At 61.1% G+C, this 22,442-nt stretch carries 24 protein-coding genes; 13 read left to right on the top strand and 11 right to left on the bottom strand.

The window, feature by feature from the left end:
- Positions 1 to 177: 177 nt before the first annotated feature.
- Entirely contained in the window at positions 178 to 906 is a 729-nt protein-coding gene (locus AC1DV9_RS11030) for a Bax inhibitor-1/YccA family protein (RefSeq protein WP_112385825.1), read from the top strand.
- A gap of 149 nt (positions 907 to 1,055) precedes the next feature.
- On the opposite strand, the gene AC1DV9_RS11025 is transcribed toward AC1DV9_RS11030, so the two are convergent.
- On the bottom strand, positions 1,056 to 1,292 hold the full coding sequence (locus AC1DV9_RS11025) for a hypothetical protein (protein ID WP_477947787.1): 237 nt from the start codon (positions 1,290 to 1,292) through the stop codon (positions 1,056 to 1,058).
- Between the two features lie 262 nt (positions 1,293 to 1,554).
- On the opposite strand from AC1DV9_RS11025, the gene AC1DV9_RS11020 reads away from it, so the two are divergent.
- A complete protein-coding gene (locus AC1DV9_RS11020) occupies positions 1,555 to 2,112 on the top strand; it encodes an N-acetyltransferase family protein (RefSeq protein ID WP_477947988.1) in 558 nt (185 codons plus the stop codon).
- Between the two features lie 3 nt (positions 2,113 to 2,115).
- On the opposite strand, the gene AC1DV9_RS11015 is transcribed toward AC1DV9_RS11020, so the two are convergent.
- The 3 genes from AC1DV9_RS11015 to acnA form a co-directional block, all read right to left on the bottom strand.
- Positions 2,116 to 2,517, bottom strand: a complete 402-nt coding sequence (locus AC1DV9_RS11015; protein WP_112517780.1) for a DUF2794 domain-containing protein — start codon at positions 2,515 to 2,517, stop codon at positions 2,116 to 2,118.
- A gap of 276 nt (positions 2,518 to 2,793) precedes the next feature.
- Positions 2,794 to 3,534, bottom strand: coding sequence for a DUF1223 domain-containing protein (locus tag AC1DV9_RS11010; RefSeq protein ID WP_112385827.1), 741 nt, complete (start codon positions 3,532 to 3,534; stop codon positions 2,794 to 2,796).
- A 220-nt stretch (positions 3,535 to 3,754) separates the two neighbouring features.
- A complete protein-coding gene (gene acnA, locus AC1DV9_RS11005) occupies positions 3,755 to 6,445 on the bottom strand; it encodes an aconitate hydratase AcnA (protein WP_477947786.1) in 2,691 nt (896 codons plus the stop codon).
- A gap of 261 nt (positions 6,446 to 6,706) precedes the next feature.
- Here acnA and ccmA point away from each other — a divergent pair, with 261 nt between their 5' ends.
- The 5 genes from ccmA (at position 6,707) to AC1DV9_RS10980 (ending at position 9,809) form a co-directional block, all read left to right on the top strand.
- On the top strand, positions 6,707 to 7,354 hold the full coding sequence (gene ccmA, locus AC1DV9_RS11000; RefSeq protein ID WP_477947986.1) for a heme ABC exporter ATP-binding protein CcmA: 648 nt from the start codon (positions 6,707 to 6,709) through the stop codon (positions 7,352 to 7,354).
- 202 nt (positions 7,355 to 7,556) lie between these two features.
- The gene (gene ccmB, locus AC1DV9_RS10995; RefSeq protein ID WP_112385831.1) at positions 7,557 to 8,216 is read left to right on the top strand and encodes a heme exporter protein CcmB; all 660 of its coding nucleotides are present in this window, start codon (positions 7,557 to 7,559) and stop codon (positions 8,214 to 8,216) included.
- A 58-nt stretch (positions 8,217 to 8,274) separates the two neighbouring features.
- Positions 8,275 to 9,036, top strand: coding sequence for a heme ABC transporter permease (locus AC1DV9_RS10990; protein WP_112517784.1), 762 nt, complete (start codon positions 8,275 to 8,277; stop codon positions 9,034 to 9,036).
- 3 nt (positions 9,037 to 9,039) lie between these two features.
- Entirely contained in the window at positions 9,040 to 9,207 is a 168-nt protein-coding gene (gene ccmD / locus AC1DV9_RS10985) for a heme exporter protein CcmD (protein WP_477947785.1), read from the top strand.
- Complete coding sequence (locus AC1DV9_RS10980) at positions 9,204 to 9,809, top strand: DsbE family thiol:disulfide interchange protein (RefSeq protein WP_477947784.1); 606 nt, start codon at positions 9,204 to 9,206, stop codon at positions 9,807 to 9,809. Before ccmD ends, AC1DV9_RS10980 begins: the two co-directional genes overlap by 4 nt.
- Here AC1DV9_RS10980 and AC1DV9_RS10975 read toward each other — a convergent pair.
- The 6 genes from AC1DV9_RS10975 to AC1DV9_RS10950 form a co-directional block, all read right to left on the bottom strand.
- On the bottom strand, positions 9,806 to 10,393 hold the full coding sequence (locus AC1DV9_RS10975; RefSeq protein WP_477947783.1) for a DUF2585 domain-containing protein: 588 nt from the start codon (positions 10,391 to 10,393) through the stop codon (positions 9,806 to 9,808). The two genes, AC1DV9_RS10980 and AC1DV9_RS10975, sit on opposite strands and share 4 nt — an antisense overlap.
- Positions 10,390 to 11,034 (bottom strand): septation protein A, encoded by a 645-nt coding sequence (locus AC1DV9_RS10970; RefSeq protein WP_310296374.1) that lies wholly within the window; start codon positions 11,032 to 11,034, stop codon positions 10,390 to 10,392. The genes AC1DV9_RS10975 and AC1DV9_RS10970 overlap by 4 nt, the downstream gene beginning before the upstream one ends.
- A gap of 65 nt (positions 11,035 to 11,099) precedes the next feature.
- Positions 11,100 to 12,683, bottom strand: a complete 1,584-nt coding sequence (gene ftsY / locus AC1DV9_RS10965; protein WP_477947780.1) for a signal recognition particle-docking protein FtsY — start codon at positions 12,681 to 12,683, stop codon at positions 11,100 to 11,102.
- Between the two features lie 15 nt (positions 12,684 to 12,698).
- A complete protein-coding gene (gene mtaB, locus AC1DV9_RS10960) occupies positions 12,699 to 13,973 on the bottom strand; it encodes a tRNA (N(6)-L-threonylcarbamoyladenosine(37)-C(2))-methylthiotransferase MtaB (RefSeq protein WP_477947778.1) in 1,275 nt (424 codons plus the stop codon).
- Complete coding sequence (gene dapF, locus AC1DV9_RS10955; RefSeq protein WP_477947776.1) at positions 13,970 to 14,875, bottom strand: diaminopimelate epimerase; 906 nt, start codon at positions 14,873 to 14,875, stop codon at positions 13,970 to 13,972. Before dapF ends, mtaB begins: the two co-directional genes overlap by 4 nt.
- A gap of 73 nt (positions 14,876 to 14,948) precedes the next feature.
- On the bottom strand, positions 14,949 to 15,956 hold the full coding sequence (locus tag AC1DV9_RS10950; RefSeq protein ID WP_477947774.1) for an MBL fold metallo-hydrolase: 1,008 nt from the start codon (positions 15,954 to 15,956) through the stop codon (positions 14,949 to 14,951).
- Between the two features lie 293 nt (positions 15,957 to 16,249).
- Between AC1DV9_RS10950 and ffh the strand changes: the two genes are divergently transcribed.
- From ffh to trmD, 5 genes are all read left to right on the top strand, one after another.
- Entirely contained in the window at positions 16,250 to 17,821 is a 1,572-nt protein-coding gene (gene ffh / locus AC1DV9_RS10945) for a signal recognition particle protein (protein ID WP_112517792.1), read from the top strand.
- 16 nt (positions 17,822 to 17,837) lie between these two features.
- Complete coding sequence (locus AC1DV9_RS10940; protein WP_112385841.1) at positions 17,838 to 18,146, top strand: chorismate mutase; 309 nt, start codon at positions 17,838 to 17,840, stop codon at positions 18,144 to 18,146.
- Between the two features lie 48 nt (positions 18,147 to 18,194).
- Complete coding sequence (gene rpsP / locus AC1DV9_RS10935; RefSeq protein WP_112385842.1) at positions 18,195 to 18,563, top strand: 30S ribosomal protein S16; 369 nt, start codon at positions 18,195 to 18,197, stop codon at positions 18,561 to 18,563.
- A 126-nt stretch (positions 18,564 to 18,689) separates the two neighbouring features.
- A complete protein-coding gene (rimM, locus tag AC1DV9_RS10930) occupies positions 18,690 to 19,259 on the top strand; it encodes a ribosome maturation factor RimM (RefSeq protein ID WP_477947772.1) in 570 nt (189 codons plus the stop codon).
- A 3-nt stretch (positions 19,260 to 19,262) separates the two neighbouring features.
- Positions 19,263 to 19,943 carry a tRNA (guanosine(37)-N1)-methyltransferase TrmD gene (gene trmD / locus AC1DV9_RS10925; protein WP_477947770.1) on the top strand — a complete coding sequence of 227 codons (681 nt, stop codon included), beginning with the start codon at positions 19,263 to 19,265 and terminating at the stop codon, positions 19,941 to 19,943.
- A 28-nt stretch (positions 19,944 to 19,971) separates the two neighbouring features.
- Here the strand turns inward: trmD and AC1DV9_RS10920 are convergent, their stop codons facing one another.
- Complete coding sequence (locus AC1DV9_RS10920) at positions 19,972 to 21,426, bottom strand: NCS1 family nucleobase:cation symporter-1 (protein ID WP_112385844.1); 1,455 nt, start codon at positions 21,424 to 21,426, stop codon at positions 19,972 to 19,974.
- 345 nt (positions 21,427 to 21,771) lie between these two features.
- Between AC1DV9_RS10920 and rplS the strand changes: the two genes are divergently transcribed.
- Positions 21,772 to 22,308: a 50S ribosomal protein L19 gene (gene rplS, locus AC1DV9_RS10915; RefSeq protein ID WP_112385845.1), complete on the top strand. Its 537-nt coding sequence runs from the start codon at positions 21,772 to 21,774 to the stop codon at positions 22,306 to 22,308.
- Positions 22,309 to 22,442: the final 134 nt, after the last annotated feature.

Below are 22,442 nucleotides of genomic sequence, written 5' to 3'. Positions count from 1 at the left end.
CAGCGCCCAATAAAATAGCTTCACCTTACGGCGATTTAACCCCGCCGCCGGTTGCAAGGGCCTTGTTTGCAAAGGGCGAAAGCCTCATATTGACCGCAGGCATGCTGGAGCTCCGCAGCGGCGCCCGGGTCGCAAAGCCCGACACCGTATTCACATCGGAGCTTGTAAGAGGAAACTATGGCTGACCTTCGTAACTACCAAAGCCGGACGCAGACTGGCGAGATGATCGACCAGGGGCTGCGCTCCTATATGCTCAAGGTCTACAACCTGATGGCGCTGGGTCTGGCGATAACGGGTGTAGCCGCATTTCTGTCATTCCAATTCGCCTTTGCCGACGGTCAGCTGACCGCCTTTGGCCAGGCCATCTATCTGAGCCCGCTGAAGTGGGTCGTCATCCTGGCTCCATTGGCCATGGTGTTCTTCCTGAGCTTCCGGATCAACCGCATGAGCGTTTCGGCCGCGCAGACCACCTTCTGGATCTACGCCGCGCTGGTGGGTCTGTCGCTCTCGTCTCTGCTGCTGATCTACACCGGCCAGAGCGTGGTGCAGACATTCTTCATCACCGCCGCCTCGTTCGGTGCACTGTCGCTCTACGGTTATTCGACCAAGCGTGATCTCTCGGCCATGGGCTCGTTCCTAGTGATGGGTCTGTTTGGCCTGATCATCGCGTCGGTCGTGAACATCTTCCTGGGCTCGTCTGCCCTTCAGTTCGCGATCTCCGTGATCGGCGTCCTGATCTTCGCCGGCCTGACGGCCTACGATACGCAGCGGATCAAGGAAATGTACTACGAAGCCGATGGTGCCGAGGTCATGGGCCGCAAGGCGATCATGGGCGCGCTGACGCTCTATCTCGACTTCATCAACCTGTTCATGTTCCTTCTGCAGTTCATGGGTAACCGCAAGTAAGACGGAACTGTTGACGGCCAGACCGTCTGGCCGAATGCGAGACAACCGAGCCGCCTGCAACAGAGATGTTGCGGGCGGTTTTGTTTTTCGGAGTGTGGATTGGGCGCTGTGGTCACGCAGCTGGCAAATAACGGCCAGCCTTGCGCGTCTTAAAGCTTGCGTGCCGCCAGGCGCCGACGGTCGAGCGCAACATGGTCGGAGCCGCGCTTCGTCAGGCGGAATTGCCGCTTCTGGAACTCGCCGCGAATCTCGATAAAGCCCTTCTCCTCGGCTTCGTTCAAGGTCTTCAGGCTGGTGCCCTCAGGGAGAGACTGCCAATCAATGCCGACGGCGGCGTGCAGCAAAACCAGAATCTTGATAATGGCGTTTCTCCATGGCTGACGCATGCGGCCGATCTGCCGCCTGACGCAAAGGCCTGTTCCGCGAAAGCTGTTCTCTAGAAGCTCCGGCGGGTTCGGTCAACTCGCCGGCCTTGGCCGCCACACGGCTGTCATCTCCGGCTTACCGGAACAGAAGGCAGCGGCACAATCACGACGGCGGCAGGCAAGTGCCCTGCATGGTCCCGATATCCTTATTCGCTTTTCCTGTTGCCAAATCTCGCGCCGGATGGTTTTCAGCCTGAATCCCATTCCAGACATCGGCCGCCCAATGACCGTTAATCTCCGCGATATCGCCATCTCCGACCTCGATGCCATCACCGCGATTTACCGTGAGGCGGTGCTGTCAGGCGTCGCCAGCTACGAGATTGCCCCGCCGGAACGCCAGGAGATGGCCACGCGGCTGGCTGCCATAACGGGCCAGGGCTACCCATATCTCGCCGCCATTGACGAAGACGGCGTGCTGCTGGGCTATGCCTATGCATCCGCGTTCCGCACCCGCCCGGCTTACCGATGGATGGTCGAGGATTCGATCTATCTGGCGCCGGAGGCCCGGGGAAAGGGCGTTGGCAAGGCGTTGCTCGGGGAACTGATTGCCCGCTGCACGGCGCTTGGCTTCCGGCAGATGGTCGCCGTGATCGGCGGAGCCCATCCGGCATCGATCGCGCTGCATCGTTCATTGGGTTTCGAGGAAACCGGCCTGCTCAAGGGTACCGGCTACAAGCACGGCCGCTGGCTGGACACCATGCTCATGCAGCGGCAGCTGGGCGAGGGAACGGATACCGATCCGGACCCCTCGGTCTATCCAGGCACCCTTTACAAGGGCTGACGGCTATTTGTCGACGAGCTTCAGCACCTTGTCGAACACCTTCAGCACCTGCTGCAGCTCGTGGCCGCGCTTCAGGATCATGCCGTTGGTGTTGACGACGGAATAGGCGCCCTGCTTGTTGGCAAGCTTGGGGTCTTTCTCGATGGTGAAGAGCGGCATTTCGCCGGAGCGCTTGAAGACGGAGAACACCGCCTTGTCCTTCATGTGGTCGATTGCGTAGTCTTTCCACTCGCCCTCGCCGACCATGCGGCCGTAGATCCACAGGATCGCATCCAACTCTCGCCGGTGAAAGGTCACCGGCAACGGATCCTTATTCTGCTTGTATTCTTTAAGATCGACGACGACTGAGGAACTATTGTCGGCGGAACGGTGATCGCCATGCCGCAAATCCGGCTGATCTGTCATCAGTCTCCCAAGGCCTCTCGCTTATGACAGGAGAGTGACAGTTTGCCCGACCCGCCGCAAATTGCAAGTGCGGCCAGTCATCACATTAAGCATATGCTATGCAATCTCCTGAGCGCCGCAATTCAGTCAAAACAGCGCCTCATTTGCAGGGGAAATTCCGCTCACCGATTTGGCGCCAGCGCGCCAAAGGGCCCGGCTGAGCGTATCGACCTTAACCCCAGCCCCGAATACGATTAGCCGGGCCGCCCCGTTTTCCATCCTGAACGGATGAAACTTTCAGATATTTTTCCCGGCCATGACGACGGTTGCGCCCAGGATCGCGGCCGGATCACCGTCAGCCGTAGCAGCCTGTAACAGGATTGCACAGCCTTCAAGGTCGGCCTTTTGCAGAACCGTTGCAGGTAAAGTCAGGCTTGTTGCCTTTCCGTCCCACATTCCGACAGTTTCAATGTCGCTTACGCTGTTGATATAGGAAATCTTCTGGCCGCTGTTTTCGCCCTTCTCGACGTCGATGGTCTTTTCCTTGTCGAAATAGACCATCACCACATTGGCCTTCCCCTGGCCGGCGCCAATCTTGATCTCCAGCTCATCGCCCCGCATCTGCGCATCGATAGGGACATTCAGTCCCTTGCCGTCGGTCGAAAAACCATCAATCTTGCCGTTGATCGCCGAGAGATCGGAGCCGGTCATATGATCACGGCCGTTGACGACAACCTGTGGCGTGTAAACGTTGCTGCGGCCGAGCATGCGGGCATAGCCGTACTGACGCTCGGTGTTCTGCTTGGAACTCAGCGTGTCGGTCCAGCCGAGATAGTTCCAGTAATCGACATGATAGGCGAGCGCGATCACATTGCCCTGGCCAACGATCTTGCGAAATGCGGCATCGGCAGGCGGACAGGATGAGCAGCCCTGCGAGGTAAACAGTTCAACGACGCCCTTCGGCTTGCCGTCTTCGGCTTGAAGTGGTGCTGCGAGCACCAGACCGGCAATCAGCGAAATCAAAAAACGCGGCGACATTGCAACCTCTTTATCCAGGACATCGGGCGAACGAAGGCCGCGCGGCCTGATTGACGACCGTAGAGATAATCCTTCCGGTTCCAAACGGGAAGTAACGAAGGGGTGAGACATCCCCGCCCGCCGCCACGCCGGGAACACATCGCCGTGAGCCCCGTCCCCGCAAAGAAAAACCGCCGGAGATTGCTCCCCGGCGGCGATTATCATGTGCTTGTCTTAAGAATTAAGCAGCGAGGTCGCGCAGAACCGTCTGCAGGATGCCGCCGTTGTTGAGGTAGATGACCTCATCGAGCGTATCGACACGCGACAGCAGCGGGACGTCCTTCACCGAGCCGTCGCCGTAGGTGATCTTGGCGATCTTCTTTTCGCGCGGCTTGATGTTCTCGAGACCTTCGATCGTGACGATTTCATCGCCCTTGAGGCCGAGGCTTGCCCAGGTCGTGCCTTCTTCGAAGACGAACGGGATGATGCCCATGCCGACCAGGTTCGAGCGATGGATACGCTCGAAGGACTGGGCGATGACGGCCTTGACGCCGAGCAGGTTGGTGCCCTTCGCAGCCCAGTCACGCGACGAGCCGTTGCCGTATTCGACACCCGCGAAGATGACGAGCGGAACGCCCTCTGACTTGTACTGCATGGCCGCGTCGTAGATCGATTCCTCTTCCTTCGACGGGTAATGGATGGTGTAGCCACCTTCCTTGCCGTTCGGGCCGAGCATGTGGTTGCGGATGCGGATGTTGGCGAAGGTGCCGCGCATCATGACTTCATGGTTGCCGCGGCGCGTGCCGTACTGGTTGAAGTCAGCAACACCGACATTGTGCTCGATGAGGTAGGCACCGGCAGGAGACGCCGCCTTGATCGAACCGGCCGGGGAAATGTGGTCGGTGGTGATCTTGTCGCCGAAGAGACCGAGAACGCGCGCACCCTTGATGTCGGAGATGCCCGTGCCGGTCTTGCCCATACCGACGAAATACGGCGGGTTCTGAACGTAGGTCGAGTTGTCGTCCCAGGCATAGGTCTGGCCCGGAGGGACCTGAACGGCCTGCCAGTTGACGTCGCCCTTGAATACGTCGGCGTACTTTGTCTCGTAAAGTTCGCGGGTGACGTATTTCTGGATGAACCCCTGGATCTCGTGCGAGGTCGGCCAGATATCCTTCAGATAGACCGGGTTGCCGTTCTGATCTTCACCGATCGGCTCCTTGGTCAGGTCCTTCTGGACCGTGCCGGCAAGCGCATAGGCGACGACGAGCGGCGGGGAAGCGAGGTAGTTCGCCTGAACGTCAGGAGAAATACGGCCTTCGAAGTTGCGGTTGCCCGAAAGCACACCCGAAACGATCAGACCCTTGTCGTTGATCGTCTTCGAGACCGGCGCCGGCAGCGGGCCGGAATTGCCGATGCAGGTCGTGCAGCCGAAGCCGACGAGGTTGAAGCCGAGCTTGTCGAGATCAGCCTGAAGGCCCGACTTTGCCAGGTATTCGCCAACGACCTGCGAGCCAGGTGCGAGCGAAGTCTTGACCCACGGCTTGGTCTTCAGACCCTTGGCAACGGCGTTGCGGGCGAGAAGGCCGGCAGCGATCAGAACCGACGGGTTGGAGGTGTTGGTGCAGGAGGTGATCGCCGCAATGGCGACGTCGCCATGACCAAGATCGAAATCGGTGCCTTCGACCGGGTAGCGGTTCGAGAGCTGGCCCGGCTTCTTGTAGTCGGCGTCCATCGAACCGGCGAAACCGGCAGCGATGTTTTCGAGCGGGATGCGGCCTTCCGGACGCTTCGGGCCGGCCATGGCAGGCACGACGTCGCCGAGGTCGAGTTCGAGCGTATCGGTGAAGACGAGGTCGGAACCATCGCCATCGCGCCACATGCCCTGAGCCTTGGAATAGGCTTCGACGAGCGCGATACGCTCCTTGGTGCGGCCGGAAACGTTGAGATAGTTGATGGTTTCGCCGTCAACCGGGAAGAAGCCGCAGGTCGCGCCATATTCCGGACCCATGTTGCCGATCGTCGCGCGGTCGGCGAGCGGCATGTTGTCCATGCCCGGGCCGAAGAATTCGACGAACTTGGAAACGACGCCCTTCTTGCGCAGCATCTGCACGACCATCAGCACGAGGTCGGTCGCGGTAACGCCTTCCTTGAGCTTGCCGGTGAGTTTGAAGCCGATGACTTCAGGCAGGAGCATCGAGACTGGCTGGCCGAGCATGGCCGCTTCGGCTTCGATACCGCCAACGCCCCAGCCGAGAACGCCGAGACCGTTGATCATCGTCGTGTGGCTGTCGGTGCCGACGCAGGTATCCGGATAAGCGATTGTTTCGCCATCCTCTTCCTTCGTCCAGACGGTCTGGCCAAGATATTCGAGATTGACCTGGTGACAGATGCCGGTGCCCGGAGGAACGACGCGGAAATTCTTGAATGCCTGCTGGCCCCACTTCAGGAAACGGTAGCGCTCGCCGTTGCGCTGGTATTCCAGCTCGACGTTCTTGGCAAAAGCCTGCGGCGTGCCGAATTCGTCGACGATGACGGAGTGATCGATGACGAGATCGACGGGAACCAGCGGGTTGATCTTCTCGGGGTCGCCACCGAGCGAAACCATCGCGTCGCGCATTGCCGCGAGGTCGACGACGGCGGGAACGCCGGTGAAGTCCTGCATCAGCACGCGCGCCGGGCGATAGGCGATTTCGTTTTCGACGGTGCCCTTGTTGTTCAACCACTCGGCAACGCCGAGGATGTGCTCCTTGGTGACCGACTGGCCATCTTCGAAGCGCAGCAGGTTCTCCAGCAGAACCTTCATCGAATAGGGAAGCTTCGAAACGCCCGGAAGACCATTCGCCTCAGCCTTGGGAAGGCTGTAATAGACGTAGTCCTTACCATCGACAGTGAGGGTGGAGCGACAATTGAAGCTGTCAAGAGACTTAGACACGAGATACCCCGTTTCTGATAGCCAACACAGTCGTGCGAACGCCTATGCACTTAATGCACATCAGGATGCGGGTACGGCCATTTCCGCTGTCCGCACGTGGAAAGAATATTCCATGTTCGGCGCAAGGATGAAGTTCACGCCGACCGCTGGCGTGGTTGCGGGTCTTATAGATAATTTCTAAGAAGGGTGCCAGATACTGCGTGGCCCATTTCGGACATTTTTTGCGTCGCGATGACTAAAATCTTAATCAACGGAAACGCCATGCATCTGACTGCCGAAAATCTCTCAGCACGCCGCGGCGAAGACCTGATTTTCAAGGATATCTCGTTCCGCATCGAAGCCGGCGAAGCACTGGTTTTGACAGGGAAAAATGGATCAGGAAAATCCACTTTGCTGCGTGTCATGGCGGGACTTCTGCGGCCCGAAACCGGCAGCGTCCGCTTCACTGATTCGCAAGGCTCTTCAGAACATCGCGCCAGCGAAATCAGCCACTATCTTGGCCACCGCAACGCGATGAAAAGCGAGCTCACGGTCGCCGAAAATCTCGCCTTCTGGCAGGACTTTCTCGGCAACGCTTCCGGTGGCGAGGGACTGCCGATCATGGAGGCCGCGGAGGCCGTCGGCCTCCCCGGCATCACCCACCTCCCCTTCGGCTATCTCTCCGCCGGCCAGCAACGCCGCTTCGCCTTCGCCAAACTGTTGGTCGCCCACCGCCCTGTGTGGATCCTGGATGAACCGACTGCAGCACTCGATGCGAGTGCGGACAGGATGTTTGCGGCGCTGATTGCAGCGCATCAGAAGAAGGGCGGGATCGTGCTGGCCGCGACGCATCAGCCGCTGGGGTTGGAGAATGCAAGGGAATTGCGGATGAGCGGGTTTGCCGCGGTGGATCAGGGGGTGTGGGGATGAGGTTTTACCGTGTGTCCACCCCCCTCTGCCCTGCCGGGCATCTCCCCCTCAAGGGTGGAGATCGACCTGTTGCGGCGGCCCAACAAAATAGTGACAAGAGAGCGAGCGGTCACGCCCAGCCAATCTCCCCCCTTGAGGGGGAGATGTCCAGCAGGACAGAGGGGGGTACTCCACGCTCAACCGGCAACGAGAACCACCTCAAATGACCGCCCTCTTCCTCCGCGACCTGAAGCTCTCGATCCGCGCCGGCGGCGGCGCGCTCATCGGCGTCTTGTTTTTTCTCACCGTCGTCGCCGTCATCCCCTTCGGCGTCGGCCCCGATCTCAACCTGCTTTCCCGCATCGGCCCAGCCATTGTCTGGATCGGCGCACTGCTATCGGCGCTTCTCGGCCTCGACCGCCTGTTCCAGGCCGAGCGCGACGACGGATCGCTGGATCTTCTGCTGATGCAGGAAACGCCGCTGGTGCTCACCGTCCTCGTCAAATGCCTCGCCCACTGGACCGCCACCAGCCTGCCGCTGGTCATCGCCTCGCCGCTGCTCGGCCTCTTCATGAACATGAACGAGACGGCGATCGGCGCCACGATGCTGACGCTGCTGGTCGGCTCGCCCGCCATCACCTTCATCGGTGCCGTCGGCGCAGCCGTCGCGGTTGCCCTGCCGCGCGGCGGGCTGCTGGTCTCGATCCTCGTGTTGCCGCTCGCCATTCCAGTGCTGATCTTCGGCGTCAGCGCCAGCTATGCGGCCGTCGAGGATCCGGCACCCTTCCTGCCGCCCTTCCTTATTCTCATCGCATTGACGCTGTTCTTTGCGGTCATCGGCCCGGCAGCGGCAGCGCTGGCACTCAGAAACACGTCGGATTGATCATGGCGTTGACCGGCATCAATTGCGGGAAGTACCCGTTCAAGGTAAAGAACCGCTCATGAGCGAAACAAGCCTTGCCATCAGCAAATTCAGCGACCTCGCGAACCCCACGCGGTTCCTGGCGCTGGCACAACGCATCATTCCCTGGATGGCTGGCATCACGGCTCTCTGTCTGGCCGTGGGGCTGTATCTCAGCTTCGCGACCGAGGGCGACTACCAGCAGGGCGAAACCGTCCGCATCATGTATATCCATGTGCCCTCGGCCTGGCTGGCGATGATGTGCTATACCGTCATGAGCATCTCGGCGATCGGCACACTCGTCTGGCGCCACCCGCTGGCCGATGTCGCTGCGAAATCCGCAGCACCTCTGGGCGCCGCCTTCACCCTGCTCGCGCTCGTCACCGGCTCGCTCTGGGGCAAGCCGATGTGGGGAACCTGGTGGGTCTGGGACGCGCGCCTGACATCCGTCTTCGTGCTCTTTCTGATGTATCTCGGCCTGATCGCGCTGAACCGCGCCATCGATGATCCGTCGAAGGCTGCACGTGTCGTCGCGGTGCTGATCCTCGTCGGCTTCGTCAACATTCCGATCATCAAATTCTCGGTCGAATGGTGGAACACGCTGCACCAGCCGGCAAGCGTCATGCGCCTCGACGGCCCAGCAATCGATCCGGAATTCCTGCGCCCGCTCTTCGTCATGGCCATCGGATTCACGCTGCTGTTCTTCACGCTGCACATCATGGCGATGCGCAACGAGATCTGGCGCCGCCGTGTTGCCGCCCAGCGCCGCCTTGCCGCCCGTCTGGCGAGCCGCGAGGACTAATCGATGTCTCACGCTTTCTACGTCTATAGCGCCTACGGCTTCGCTGCCCTCATCACCATAGCCGTCACGCTCTGGATCTGGGCCGATGGCCGCGCACGCCAGAAGGAACTCGCCGCTCTGGAAGAATCCGGCATCCGCCGCCGCTCGGCACGGCCGAAGGGTAGCGAATGAGCGCGCCCGAAACCCAGCCGGCCGCCCGCCGCGGCGTCAGTCGCTATGTCGTGGCATTGATTCCGCTCGCCGTCTTCGGCGGCATCGCCGCCACCGCCGGGAAAATGCTCTACGACCAGGATTTCCACGGCAAGGACATTTCCGAAATCCCCTCGGCGCTGCTCGGCACCAAGGCACCATCGCTGAACCTCGCCCCGCTTGAAGGCTCGAACCTTCCGGCGCTCACCGATGCGGCCGTGAAGGGCAAGCTGACGCTCGTCAACGTCTTTGCCTCCTGGTGCATCCCCTGCCGCCAGGAGCATCCGATCCTGAAGCAACTGGCCGCCGACGGCAGACTGAACATCGTCGCCATCAACTACAAGGACAAGAGTGCGAACGCGCTCCAGTTTCTGAACGAGCTCGGCAACCCCTTCAACGCCATCGGCGTCGATCCGAACGGCAAGGCAGCGATCGATTGGGGTGTCTATGGCGTACCGGAAAGCTATCTCGTCGGCCCCGACGGCACGATCCTCTATAAGCGCGTCGGCCCCTTCGATGAGATCAGCATGAAGGAAGGACTGTTTCCGGCAATGGAGAAGGTGCTGGGAAAACCGGCGTCCTAAACCGCACTCTGCCAGGCCTTTACGGCTTCGACCGGCCAGACCAGCATCAAGACATTGAGCGTCAGGTTGTCCCGGATCATGTAGCCGGTGAAAATCTCAAAGAAGATGGCGATCGCCACCGTCAGGGCCACCGGCGCACGCGCGGCGAAGAAGAAACCGACGACCATGAAGACCGCGTCCATCGCCGAATTCAGAATGCTGTCGCCGTAGTAATCGAGCGAGATCGTCGCGGCCCGATAGCGGTCGATGATGATCGGCGAATTCTCGAGCAGTTCCCAGCTGGATTCGATCACCAGCGCCAGCAGCAGTTTCGCGCCGATAGGCTTGTTGCGCAGCACGAGATGCGCAAGCCCGTAAAACAGGAAGCCGTGAATGATGTGGGACGGGGTGTACCAGTCGGACAGATGCTGGGAATTGCCGCTGGAATTGACGGTACCTTCCCAGAGCTTGACGTAGCCGCAGGTGCAGATCGGCGTGCGGCCCATGAAATATTCGGCGACGATCTGCGCCAGAAGCACGCCCGCGCAGGCGATGAACCAGAAGTTCTGATATTTCGTCCGCTCAGCCGTGCCGTCGAAGCTCACTTGTCGGTCTCTCCGGCAGGCTGCACCGTATGTTTCAGGATCAGCGGCATTTGCGCCATGGTAAAGATGATCGTGATCGGCATCGTGCCCCAGACCTTGAAGGCGATCCAGAAGTCATCGGAGAAATTCCGCCATACGACTTCGTTGAGCACGGCCAGAAACAGGAAGAAGATGCCCCAGCGCAGCGTCAGCTTGCGCCAGCCCTCAGCATCGAGCTGGAAGGCGGCGTTGAACACATAGCCGAGCAGGGACTTGCCGAAGGCAAGGCCGCCCAGCAGCGCTACACCGAACAGCGCGTTGACGATCGTCGGCTTCATCTTGATGAAGGTTTCGTTCTGCAGATAGATCGACAGCGAGCCGAAGATCAGCACGACGATGCCCGAGACGAAGGGCATGATCGGCAGATGGCCGAGGATGATCTTCGAGGCAACCAGCGAAATGACGGTCGCCGCCATGAACAGGCCGGTGGCGACGAAGAGCGGGCCGCCAAGCTCGCTCAGAGCCGGAAACCGGTCGACCAGCCACTGGCCGCGAAGGTTGGCGAAGAAGAAGATCAGCAGCGGGCCGAGCTCGAGCGCCAGCTTCAGCATCGGGTGATGCCGGTCGGCGGAAGAGGGCGTGATATCGCTTTCGGTGGTCATGCGTGCGTCGAACCTATTCGTTTGTCAGGCGCGGCATGCGCGCCCTTCTCGTCATATCTGTGGCATCATTGCCCGAGACCGGCAATGGCATGGGCAAAATCCTCGGCCTCGAACGGCTCCAGATCGTCCACACCCTCGCCGACGCCGATGAAATAGACCGGCAGCTTGTGCTTGGCGGAGATCGCCACGAGGATACCGCCGCGCGCCGTGCCGTCGAGCTTGGTCATGATCAACCCGTTGACGCCCGCGACATTGCGGAAGATTTCCACCTGGTTGAGGGCGTTCTGCCCGGTCGTTGCGTCCAGCGTCTGCAAAACGGTATGCGGCGCATCGGGATCGAGCTTGCCGAGCACGCGCACGATCTTTTCCAGCTCCGCCATCAGCTCGGCCTTGTTCTGCAGGCGTCCGGCGGTATCGATGATCAGCACGTCGCATTTCTTCGCCTTGGCCTGCTCGAAGGCATCATAGGCAAGACCGGCGGCATCGGCGCCAAGCTTGGTGCCGATGAATTCCGACTTGGTGCGATCGGCCCAGATCTTCAACTGCTCGATCGCCGCAGCGCGGAACGTATCGCCAGCGGCAACCATCACCTTCAGTCCGGCGCCGGAGAGCTTCGCGGCCAGCTTGCCGATCGTCGTCGTCTTTCCGGTGCCATTGACGCCGACGACGAGGATGACATGCGGCTTGTGGCTGAGATCGAGCTGCAGCGGCTTGGCGACGGGCTTCAGCACCTTGGCGATCTCGTTCGCCATGATGCGGCTGACGTCTTCGCCTGTTACATCCTTGCCGTAGCGCTCGGAGGCCAGCGTATCGGTGACGCGCAGCGCCGTCTCGACGCCAAGGTCGGCCTGGATCAGCAGGTCTTCAAGGTCCTGCAGCGTTTCGTCATCGAGCTTGCGCTTGGTGAAGAGCGCGGCGATCTGGCCGGTGAGCTGTGAGGAGGTCCGGGCAAGGCCGGCTCGCAGGCGCTGGAACCAGGTGAGCTTGGGTTGCGAGACGAGCGGTTCGGGTTCGGAGGCGGCAGCGCCGGTGGCGAAGCCCTTGGGTAGGATGAGCGGCTCGGATGCCTCGGTTGTCGTAGGTGACGATTCTTCGAGGTCGGCGGGAGCGATACCCCCCTCTGCCCTGCCGGGCATCTCCCCCTCAAGGGGGGAGATCGGCTGGGGGCGCTCGCTCGCTTCTGGAGCTATTTCGTCCTCAACGGAAGCCGCTGCAGTTTCTGCCTGGACTTCAACAGGCTCTTCGTCCGCTATTACTGAATCAGCAGCCGCCTCGACCTCCACCCGATCTCCCCCCTTGAGGGGGAGATGTCCCGGAGGGACAGAGGGGGGCGTATCCGCAGGTATTGCGCTTTGGTCTTCAGTTTGGGCCTCAGCTTCCGCCTGCAACAGCGACAACGGCACGACACCGATGTCACCCAGCTGCTCGGCATCCGGCAGGATCGCCGGCTCCTCTTCCGCTGGGGCTACGGGCTCAGCAGCATCCGCAACCGGCCCACCGCCCGTATCCACCTCTTCCGCCAGCACCGGATCGGCAGCAACCGGCAGCTCGTCCTTCACCGGCTCGACGGCGGGCGCAGCCTCCTGCGGCTTTGCCTCCTCGAGCGGCTTGCCGAAGGTGAAGACCTTTTTGATGAAACTGAACGCCATTTGAATTCCGTAAACTCAGGCGGCTTCCGCCGCCGTCAATTGCATGTCGAGGTGCTTGCCGTTGTGGCCGGTGATCTCGGCCTGCAGCAGAGAGCGCGGGCGAAGGCCGGGAGCGGCGGCAAGCGTGAAATTTTCCGTATGCGCCAGACCGTTGTTTTCCACCAGCAGCCACTGCCGCGTTCCAACCATTCTGTCCAAATGGGAGCGATGCAGCGTCTGTCCAGTGGCGCGCAGCCGTGCGGCGCGGTCCTTGATCAGCGAACGATCGAGCTGCGGCATGCGGGCAGCGGGCGTTCCGGGACGCAGGCTGTAAGGGAAAACGTGCAGATGCGTGATATCAGCCTCTTCCGCGAGGCTGGCGGCATTGGCGAACATCTCCTCGGTTTCCGTCGGGAAACCGGCGATCATGTCCGCCCCGAAAGCCATGTCCGGGCGCAGGCGCCGCACCTGAGCGACAAAATCGAGCGCATCGGCGCGGCCGTGCCGCCGCTTCATGCGCTTCAGGATCATGTCGTCGCCATGCTGCAGCGACAGATGCAGATGCGGCATGAAGCGCGGCTCGTCGGCGATCAGATCGAAGAGGTGGCTATCCGCCTCGATACTGTCGATGGAGGAAAGCCTGAGACGGCGGATTTCCGGGATCTGCTTCAACAGCGTCTTGGCCAGCATTCCAAGCGTCGGTTCACCCGGAAGGTCGGCGCCATAGCTGGTCGCATCGACACCGGTCAGCACGATCTCGCTGTAGCCGCCCTCGACCAGATTGCGAGCCTGATCGACGACCGCGCCCATCGGTACCGAGCGCGAATTACCACGGCCATAGGGGATGATGCAGAAGGTACAGCGGTGATCACAGCCATTCTGCACCTGGATGAAGGCGCGCACATGCCCGTCGATATGCTTGACCATCTGCGGCGCCGTCGCCTTGACGCTCATGATGTCGTTGACGCGCAGCTTCTCTTCCGCCGAGACGCCGAAATCCGGCAGCGCGCGATAGGAGGCGCTCTTCAGCTTCTCTTCATTGCCGAGGACAGCATCGACCTCGGCCATTTCGGCAAAAACCTGCTTTTCCGTCTGCGCCGCGCAGCCGGTCACGATGATGCGGGCATGAGGATTATCGCGCCGCGCGCGGCGGATCGCCTGGCGTGCCTGTCGCACGGCCTCGCCGGTGACGGCGCAGGTATTGATGAGGATGGCATTGTTGAGCCCGGCCTTCTCGGCCTCCGCCCGCATCACTTCGGATTCGTAGGTATTGAGACGGCAGCCGAAGGTGATGACCTCGACGCCGCTCACCGCGCCTCGGCTCCCTGCTCCGCATCGCGTGCCCAGCTGCCGGTCTTGGGATCGACCATGCCGGACCATTCCCATTCGGCCGGACCGGTCATGATGACGTGATCGTCGCGCTCGCGCCACTCGATCGAGAGCGAACCCGCATTCGGGCTGCTCGCAACCTTGATGGTCACATCGCGGCCGGTGCGGCCGGTGCGGGCGGCGGAAACGGCAGTGGCGCAGGCCGCCGAACCGCAGGCAAGCGTCAGGCCGGCGCCGCGTTCCCACGTCCGCGTGGTGATCGAAGACGGCGAGGTGACCTCAGCCAGTGTAATATTCGCCTTTTCAGGGAACATCGGGTGGTTTTCGAGCAGCGGCCCGAAACGGCCGAGATCGAAGGACATCACGTCCCTGTCGACCCAGAAGATCGCATGCGGATTGCCCATCGAGGCAACCGACGGCGAATGCAGCACCGGATTGTCGATCGGCCCGATTTGCAGTTCGATGCGGCTCGTATCGTAGAATTCTTCGGCAAGCGGGATCTTGTCCCATTCGAAAACGGGCTTGCCCATATCGACCGAAATCGTCCCATCCGCCTGCTCGACGGCATTGAGGATCCCGGCGACGGTCTGGAAGGTGAAGGCCTTCTTGCCGGTCTCGGCAGCGAGTGCCTGCACGACACAGCGCGTGCCGTTGCCGCAGGCCTGCGCCTTCGAGCCGTCGGAATTCAGGATATCGATCCAGGCATCAGTACCCTGAGCCTTCGGATCATGGATCGCCATGATCTGATCGAACTGTGTTGCCGGATCGGCGTTCAGCGCAATCGCCGCAGCGAGCGTCACGGCATCCGGACGTCCACGCATATCGACAACCAGGATCTTGTTTCCAAGCCCGTTCATCTTCGCGAATTCGACCGTTGTGCTCATTGCTGCTGCTTCCATTGCTTTCGGCCTGTATATGGCGGAAATGCGGGGGAATTACCAGTAGGCCGCCGATAGCTCAAGCCTTGGGAACGTCGAACGCTTCCCCTGCCCTCAGCGGCCGGAAACGGCCAGGCGCCATGCCGCGCGCCGCAAGCGCGGTCTCCAGCGCCTCGACTGGCGCATCGATTGCCTCGTTCGTCAGCTGGAACGTCGCGAAGTGGTGCCCCGCCACATAGGCGGCATTGGCGAGCTCCATGCCCTCCACCGCCTCCTCCGGATTTTGATGCTGCCCCTTCATGAACCAGCGCGGCTCGTAAGCGCCGAACGGCAGGATCGCCAGCCGGAAGCCACCATGTTTCTCGCGGACAGCACGGTAGTTGATGCCATCGTGAAAGCCGGTATCGCCGACATGGTAGATTTTGCCTGCCGGCGTCGAGATGACGAAGGCTGCCCAGAGCGCCATGCGCCGGTCGCGCGTGCCGCGCGCCGACCAGTGATGGCAGGGCTCGGCATCGATGGTGACCCCATCCCAATAGGAAAGCCGGTCGCCCCAATCCATATCGGAGATCTTCGTCTCGGGGATCGCACGATGGATGATCGTATCATTGCCGAGCGGCGTCACGAAATGCGGGCCATGCTCCTCATGCAGCCGCCTCAGCGTCCTGACATCGAGATGATCATAGTGATTGTGCGAGACGAGCACGATATCGATCGGCGGCAGATCCTCGAAGCGAATGCCGGGTGGCGAAACGCGGCGCGGGCCGGCGAAGGAGAAGGGGCTGGCGCGATCCGACCAGACAGGATCCGTCAATATATTCAGCCCGGAAACCTGGATCAGCATCGTCGCGTGGCCAACCATGGTCACCCGCAAATCCTCGCCGCTGACGCGTTCTACGGGCTTGGCGGACGGAAACGGGCTCTGCACCGCCTTCGGCCAGCGAAAACGCCCGCCGCCGAACTGCCAGCGCATCAATTCGCGAAAACCGAGCGGCTCGATCCCATCGGGATTGAAAAAATGGACGCCATCGAAATGGTCGGAGACCGGCCCCTGGTAATAGGCATTGCGCATCTTGGCGTCGGGCATGAACGGATGGACTCTCGTGTCGGGAGGATGCATTTGGGAAGGCGCTGACGGTTTGAGAAGGACCGGAAGCGTGAATTTGCCCGCTCTGGCTTGACTTTCCGGCCGCTTTCCTGTTTACCGCGCCTCAATTCTGCGACGAGCGACATGACTCCGAGCCGCCGACCGGGACCTGATCCCGGAGGTCCACACCAGACAGCGCGATGCGCCCTCGGGTGCTTTTTGGCTTTGCGTCTTGTTTTCGTCAAGGAAAAGCACGAGGTTTCCGGCATATCCGGAAACACAAGGAAGAGCCTATGTTTGAAAACCTCCAGGACCGTCTTGGATCCATTCTCAATGGACTGACAGGCCGTGGCGCGCTTTCGGAAGCCGATGTTTCCGCTGCGCTGCGCGAGGTTCGCCGTGCCCTTCTGGAAGCCGACGTTTCGCTCGAAGTCGTCCGTGGCTTCACCGACCGTGTTCGCGAAAAGGCCGTCGGCGCCGAAATTCTGAAGTCGATCAAGCCCGGCCAGATGGTCGTCAAGATCGTCCATGACGAGCTGATCGAGATGCTCGGCGGCGAAGGCGTGGGCGTCGATCTTCATGCCGTTGCACCCGTCGTCATCATGATGGTGGGCCTGCAGGGCTCCGGCAAGACCACGACCTCGGCCAAGATTGCCAAGCGGCTCACCGACCGCGACAAGAAAAAGGTGCTGATGGCGTCGCTCGATACGCGCCGTCCCGCCGCCCAGGAACAGCTGCGCCAGCTCGGCGTCCAGACCGGCGTCGATACGCTGCCTGTGATCGCTGGCCAGTCGCCGACCGATATTGCCGCCCGCGCCGTTCAGGCCGCAAAGCTTGGCGGCCACGACGTCGTCATTCTCGATACCGCCGGCCGCACGCATATCGACGAACCCTTGATGGTCGAAATGGCCGACATCAAGAAGAAGTCGAACCCGCACGAAATCCTCCTGGTCGCGGATTCGCTGACCGGTCAGGACGCCGTCAATCTTGCCCGCAATTTCGATGAGCGCGTCGGCATTACTGGCCTCGTCCTGACCCGCATGGACGGCGATGGCCGTGGCGGCGCAGCGCTTTCGATGCGCGCCGTCACCGGCAAGCCGATCAAACTGATCGGTGTCGGCGAGCGCATGGGCGAGCTGGAAGAATTCCATCCCCGCCGTATCGCCGACCGCATTCTCGGCATGGGCGACATCATCTCGCTGGTCGAGCGCGCTGCCGAAAACATCGACGCCGAAAAGGCAGCCGCCATGGCTGCCAAGATGGCCAAGGGCAAGTTCGACCTCAACGACCTCGCCGACCAGCTGCGCCAGATGCAGAAGATGGGCGGCATGGGCGGCATCATGTCGATGATGCCCGGCATGTCGGGCATGAAAGACAAGATGGCTTCGGCCGGCCTCAACGACAGCCTGTTCGGCCGCCAGCTCGCGATCATCTCCTCGATGACCAAGGCCGAGCGCGCCAATCCCGATATGCTGAAGCATTCGCGCAAGAAGCGTATCGCCGCCGGCTCCGGCACCGATGCCTCCGACATCAACAAGCTTCTGAAAATGCACCGCCAGATGGCGGACATGATGAAGATGATGGGCGGCAAGGGCAAAGGCGGCCTGATGAAGCAGATGATGGGCGGCCTCGCCGGCAAGATGGGTCTTGGCGGCATGGGTGGCGGAATGGGCGGAATGCCCGACCTCTCGAACATCGACCCGAAGCAGCTGGAAGCGCTACAGAAGCAGGCTGAAGCGGCGGGTCTTGGAAAGCCGGGCGGCGGCATGCCGGGCCTCGGCGGACTTCCGGGCCTGGGTGGCGCCAAGCTGCCGGGTCTCGGTGGTGGTTTCCCGGGGCTTCCCGGTTTGCCCAAGAAGAAGTGAAAGGGTCGCCTGAACGATGATTGATCCTGAAATCAAAGCTCAGCTTTCGAGCTACCGCCAGTCGATCGACAATATCGACGCGGCACTCGTCCACATTCTGGCCGAACGCTTCCGCTGCACCAAAGAGGTCGGCGTTCTAAAGGCCAAGTACCAGCTGCCGCCGGCCGATCCGGCGCGCGAAGAATACCAGATCGAACGCCTTCGCCGCCTGGCCAAGGATGCCAATCTGGATCCGGATTTCGCCGAGAAGTTCCTGAACTTCATCATCAAGGAAGTCATCCGGCATCATGAGCAGATCGCTGCGGACCACGCCGCAGCAAAATGAACCTGCCGCCCTACGAAGCGGTCAAGAAAAGCCTAAGGAGTAAATGACATGGCACTGAAAATTCGTCTCGCACGCGGTGGTTCCAAGAAGCGCCCGTACTACCACATCGTTCTCGCTGACGCCCGTTCGCCGCGCGACGGCCGCTTCCTGGAGAACCTCGGTTCCTGGAACCCGATGCTCGCCAAGGACAACGACGCGCGCATCAAGCTCGACAACGACCGCATCAAGCATTGGCTCGATCAGGGCGCACAGCCGACCGACCGCGTTCTGCGCTTCCTGAACGAAGCTGGTCTCGCCAAGCGCGACACCAAGAACAACCCGGAAAAGGCAAAGCCGGGCAAGAAGGCTCAGGAGCGCGCTGCTGAGAAGGCTCAGAAGATTGCTGACGCCGCCGAAGCTGCAGCTTCCGCAGAATAATCCGCAAGGATTTCGTTTCGAACGGGCGGCATGGCGACATGCCGCCCGTTTTCGTTTTCATTCCGGCGCACTTCGTTTATGAGAGGCTTGAACGCGGATCGATGCAGACTTCGGATGAAGGACACCATGACAAAGCTTGAGAACCCCGTGCTGATGGGCACCATAGGCGGCGCGCAGGGCATCCGCGGGGAAGTTCGTGTCAAGCCTTATACGGCCGACCCGACGGCACTCGGCGATTACGGCCACCTGCACAGCCTCGATGGCCGCGTCTTCGAAATTCTTGAGTTGCGCGAGATGAAGAACATGGTCGTCGTCCGCTTCCGCGGCATCAACGACCGCAACGCCGCCGAGGCGCTGAAGGGTCTCGAACTCTATATGGAACGCGACAATCTTCCCGACGACGAGCTGGAGGAGGACGAGTTCTACTATGCCGATCTCGAAGGCCTTGAGGCGCTCGACGACAAGGGCGTCAGCTACGGAACGATCACGGGCGTTTTCGATTTCGGCGCCGGCGACCTGCTGGAACTGAAAGGCCCGGGCAAGCGTCCGGTGCTGATCCCCTTCTCCGAAGCTTCGGTGCTGGAGATCGACCTCGAAGGCGGCACGATCCGTATCGACCCGATGGCAGCCGGCCTGATCGACGATCCGGAAGACATCTCCAAGCTCGCCACCGGCAAGCCGAAGAAAAAGAAGTAAGCCATGGCCTTCCGGGCAAGCGTGCTCACCCTCTATCCGGAGATGTTTCCGGGCCATCTTCGCTTCTCGCTGTCAGGCAAGGCGATGGAGCGCGGGCAGTGGTCGCTCGATGCCGTGCAGATCCGCGATTTCACCGCCGACAAGCACCGTACCGTCGACGACACCCCCGCTGGCGGCGGCGCCGGAATGGTGCTGAAGCCGGATGTGCTCGCCCGCGCCATCGATCAGACCTCCGAAAACGACAATCGCCCGCGCCTGCTGATGAGCCCGCGCGGCAAGCCCCTGACGCAGCAGCGCGTGCGCGAACTCGCCGCTGGCGAAGGCGTGATCATCGTCTGCGGACGTTTCGAAGGCGTGGACCAACGGGTGATCGAGGCGCGCCAGCTCGAGGAAGTCTCGATCGGCGACTATGTGCTCTCAGGCGGCGAACCGGCGGCGCTGACGCTTCTCGACGCCATCATCCGTATCCTGCCCGGCGTCATGGGCAACGATCTCTCGGGCCTGCATGAAAGCTTCGAAGGCGGTCTGCTGGAGCATCCGCATTATACCCGTCCCCAGGAATGGGAAGGCCGCGAGATCCCCGCGATCCTGACCTCGGGCAATCACGGCGCCATCGAGAAGTGGCGGCATGAACAGGCCGTCGCCCTGACCAGGAAACGACGGCCCGACCTCTTGGAAGAATAGGCGCCCGGAAGACCAGGCGCCTTTTTTGTCAGGTGGCGGCGCCGACGGCAGAGCCGCGCGTGCTCATCCTCAGCACGTAGTAAACCAGGCCGCCGATGCCGACGCCGAAGAACCAGCCATAGGTACCCCACCAATCCGGCAGGATCGATGTGAAGGTCGGCAGGATCGACGAGAACACCACGCCGACGATGAATGCGATGAAGGCGTTCGCATGCCAGCCGTTCTGGAAGCGGAATTCGCCGTCTTCCCGGTAAAGGGCCGCGACATTCAGTTCGCCCTTCCGGATCAGGTAGTAATCCACCATCATCACCCCGAAGATCGGCCCCATCGTCGAGCCGATGAAGTTGACGAAATGCGCCGCACCCGTCTCCCAGGGCGCGAATGGATAGAGTACCAGCGCGATCAGGGCCGCGATATAGCCGCCCCGCTTGAAGCTGATCTGCCGCGGGAAGACGTTGGAGAAGTCGAAGGCCGGAGACACGAAGTTGGCAACGACATTGATGCCAAGCGTCGCAACCGCAAAGGTCAAAGCCGCCAGCAGCGCCAGGAACCAGCTGTCGAACTTCGCCGAAATCGCTTCCGGATGCAGCAGCACCTCGCCATAGACCGTGAAAGCCGCCGTCGTCGTCACGCCCGCCACGAGGCAGAAGGCGAGGAGATTGATCGGCAGACCCCAGAGGTTGCCCTTGCGCAGGGTCTTCGTGTCCTTGGCGTAGCGCGAGAAGTCGCAGAAGTTCAGATAGAGCGCGGCGAAATAGGTGATCCATGTCGCGGCAACGGCCGCCAGCGCCGGGAACGAGCCGGGTTCGCCGGGTACACCGGCATCCTTGGTCTTCTCAAGCAGAACATCGCGCGGGATCTCGCTGCCGAAGGAGAAGGTCCCCGCCTTGACGACGAGATAGACCGCAAGCACCAGCATCATGATCCAGACCGCAGGCCCGGCCCAATCCTGAAACTTGCGGACGGTTTCCATGCCGCGCTGGATGATCAGCAGCTGCAGCGCCCAGATGATCACGTAGCAGATAAGCTCCAGCGTCGAATGACCGAGCATGTGGCTGTTTTGGTGGAAGGCCAGAATGCTGTCGTTGCGGATAAGGAGCGCAACGATCGCACCCGAAGCAGCCGCCGTTTGCGCGCCATACCAAAAGCAGGCAACGACGGCGCGCACCAGCGCCGGGAGGTTGGCGCCGAAGGTGCCGAAGGAAGCGCGGGCGAGAACTGGGAAGGGTACGCCCGTCTTCACGCCGGCATTGCCGACAAGGCTCATCAGGCAGAAGATGACCAGCGAACCGATACCGATCGCAATCACGAAATTGATGAAGCTGCCGCACAGCAGGAAAAGACTTGCGGCGAGGTAATAACCCCAAAGACTATGGACGTCTGAGGTCCAGACGTTGAAGATGCTGAAGGCGCCCCATTTCCTCTCTTCTGCAGGCGCCAAGTCCTCGTTATACAACGAAGGCGATGGATTGCTTATCGACATTCATTCCCCTCCAAATTCCCACGGGTCATGATTTGGCCCGAATCAGAATCTGCTCCTAAATTAGGCATTCGACAAATATTTAATCAGGGAACTCGCTGCCTTGATTGCGTGCAGCATCCGGCGCCAGGCATACGACACCGATAATCATTGCGGTTTTTCAGAGCGGGAGGGGTGACAAAGCCTGCGCGATAGGGTATGCGCACGCCCGGAATGGGAAAAAATCCCATCAACCACGTAAAGAAAAGCAGACGAATTCGCTCCTGCCTTGACGGGCATATATCCGAGGCTTGGCCAAAGATAGATCGTAGAGCGCTCTGGCTGTTGAACCAACAAAGAGGTTGAGTCATGAACATCATTCAGCAGCTTGAGGCCGAACAGGTCGCCAAGATCGAAGCCAAGCGCACCCTGCCTGAATTCTCCCCGGGCGACACCGTCCGCGTCAACGTGAAGGTCACGGAAGGCACGCGTACCCGCGTTCAGGCCTACGAAGGCGTTTGCATCGCCCGCTCCGGCGGCGGCCTGCAGGAAAACTTCACGGTCCGCAAGATCTCCTACGGCGAAGGCGTCGAGCGCGTATTCCCGGTCTACTCGCCGATGATCGAAAGCGTCGAAATCGTTCGCCGCGGTAAGGTCCGTCGCGCCAAGCTCTACTACCTGCGCGACCGTCGCGGTAAGTCTGCCCGTATCGTTGAAGACACCGGCGTTCGCGCCCGCAAGCTCAACGACGCCGAGCGCGCCGCTGTTGCCGAAGAAAAGGCACGTCTGGAAGCTGAAAAGGTTGCAGCAGCACAGGCTCTCGCCGCCGAAAAGGCAGCAGCCGAAGCCGCTGAAGCAAAGGCAGCTGCAGAAGCAGCAGCCGCTGCTGAGCCTGCAGCAGAATAAGTTCTGCCCAGCGCAAAATTCTTGCATGAAAAGGCGGTCTTCGGGCCGCCTTTTCTGTTTTAGACCCGCAGCCGCGCACTTGCCGCTCTTGCCATCGCCTTCTCTTCTATGACAGTTTCCGCCAGCCACATTTC

It is taken from the genome of Rhizobium sp. 01L410, from assembly GCF_056400165.1.
This window is presented reverse-complemented; position numbering and strand designations above follow the sequence as displayed.